This is a genomic window from Ancylomarina sp., assembly GCF_041555295.1.
Lineage (GTDB): Bacteria > Bacteroidota > Bacteroidia > Bacteroidales > Marinifilaceae > Ancylomarina.
The window spans coordinates 1-2,181 of record NZ_JBFFKR010000419.1 but is presented as its reverse complement, the minus strand read 5'-3'; the positions used below and the strand labels follow the sequence as shown (position 1 = coordinate 2,181).

Here is a 2,181-nt window from a genome sequence, read left to right as displayed (position 1 = left end):
ATAGGATAGAGGAAAAATAGATAGTTTTGGTAGCTCCAATTAATACCCTCCAATAAAAATTCACGACCTCGGTAGACAGCTGTTTTTAAAATAAGAGCCGTCATGCCAGAAGCAATCCCAATAAGAACACTTAAGATTAAAATGAACGTTTGATTATTAATATGGCGAAGCCTCCAAATCAAAAAGCGACGCCATCGAGTTGTGTTTGTCATGGATCATTTTTGGAGTTGTTACCTTCTAATTTACCAAATAGAATGCGAATGGAAAAACAAATTATTAAGTTTGAAACAAAATATCATAAATAAAACTCTTAAAATTCTATGTCATTCTCAATCATAAGTGCTGATAAATTCAATACCATAAACTGGTCAGGTGGAACCAGTACTCAACTTTATATCTATCCTGAAACTGCTGATTATGGACTAAGGAATTTTGATTTTAGATTAAGTACAGCTATAGTTGAAGTCAAAAAATCAGATTTCACATCCCTACCTAGCGTATCTCGAAAAATCATGATTCTGGATGGCCAAATTGAGATCTCTCACAAGGATCATTATAAAAAAGAGCTACAAAGATTCGATATTGATGAATTTGAAGGTGATTGGCAAACCTCATCTGTTGGTGTCTGCACCGATTTTAATTTAATGACCACTGGAAAAACAAAAAGTGAGCTAAGCTCATTAGTCCTTTTGAAAAAACAAATAGAAGACTTCCCTATTAATAATGATCAAAATAAAATATTTATCTACCTCTATTCAGGAAAAATAGGCTTTAATAATGAGGGGAATGACTATATCTTGAACCAAGGTGAGTTATTAATTATTAAAGATTCAACTACGAATAATATTAGATTCAAGGCTAATAAGGATAGTAATTTAATTATTTCAAAAATTAAACAATAGTCTATTTTTAACCATTCTAAAAAAAAAATAAGTAAAAACTGATTTATTGAAGATTTCTTTAAAACTCCCATTTATCAAAAGCCTCAAGAGCCATTTCATTATAGAGATGGCTTTATTATTATAACAATTTGATTTTAATATGATTATTCCAACTCACATCATATTTATCTATAAATTAATTTATTACATTTAAGCGAACACTAACCTCTAACTTTAGATGAGCTTAAAGATAAAATTACTTTATTTTCCAGTATTAGTATTGCTACTAAATTCTTGCACCGAGAAGTTTTATCCTGAAATTGATGAAGATGTTTCAATACTCATCGTAGATGGAAAAATTACGGATGAAATTGGTTCTTGTGAAGTAAAATTATTTAGGACTGTTAAGTTTACAGATGATTTTTCTTTGAAACCAGAACAAGATGCAATCGTAATTCTACATGATGACCTGGGACAAACAGAGATTTTAACCGAATTTGAGGCAGGAAACTACCGTAATTCATCGAATAAAATTAATGGGACAGTGGGCATTAGCTATTGGATAGAAATACAAACCTTAGCTGGAAGAGTATATGAATCACGCCCCGAAAAAATGAATTCTCCATTCGAAATAAACTCTATTTATGGAGATGAACAAACATTTATAACAGATAACAATTTAAAGGAAAAAGGTGTAGGCATCTATTTTGATGCAACAAATGAAGATAATAAAGGGAACTATCTTCGATGGGAATATAGAGAGAGTTACGAATGGCACTCCCCTTATACAGTTGTTGAGAAATATTACGACAATGCTGCTACAATATGTTATCCTGTAAATGAATATCCTCTAATTAATATCCACGATGCTTCCAGTCTAGCTACAAAACAGGTCAACCATCTCCTAACATCCGAAATTTTAAAGCATGAGGTTAAATTAGAACATGCATATCTTCTGGATATGCGTCTTTATTCTACGACTCAAGAAAACTACGCATTCTGGGAAAACATGAAAGAAATTCACCAATCCAACGGGAACCTTTATGATATCTTACCTGCAAATATTAAAGGAAATATTTCTTCGTGCGAAGATGATTGTGAGGTTTTAGGCTACTTCGAAGCATCATCTGTACGTAAAATGAAGCGTTTCTTCACCAAGAATGAATTTTCACTTGAATTTTCTGATTTTGATAAAGAATGTGAGAAATTCATCATAAGATATGAAGATGGCAGTCCACCTTTAAGCAAATATTATATTATTGATACCTACATTGAAAACATGGCTACGGTATATATTCTT

General features: G+C 31.5%; 2 protein-coding genes and 1 pseudogene. 2 read left to right on the top strand and 1 reads right to left on the bottom strand.

Annotated features, from left to right (window positions below):
- Nucleotides 1–212, bottom strand: a pseudogene (locus ABY905_RS16655) (hypothetical protein); the annotation flags it as partial.
- Between the two features lie 108 nt (nt 213–320).
- Here ABY905_RS16655 and ABY905_RS16650 point away from each other — a divergent pair.
- Together ABY905_RS16650 and ABY905_RS16645 are read left to right on the top strand one after the other, a co-directional pair.
- Nucleotides 321–902 carry a HutD family protein gene (locus tag ABY905_RS16650; protein ID WP_372645917.1) on the top strand — a complete coding sequence of 194 codons (582 nt, stop codon included), beginning with the start codon at nt 321–323 and terminating at the stop codon, nt 900–902.
- Nucleotides 903–1,119: 217 nt separating this feature from the next.
- Nucleotides 1,120–2,181 (top strand): DUF4249 domain-containing protein (locus tag ABY905_RS16645; protein ID WP_372645915.1); only part of this gene is annotated, 1,062 nt, incomplete at its 3' end.

Excerpts from the sequence above, each read along its gene's own strand:
- ABY905_RS16650 (WP_372645917.1), top strand. The coding sequence starts at position 321 with ATGTCATTCTCAATCATAAGTGCTGATAAATTCAATACCATAAACTGG.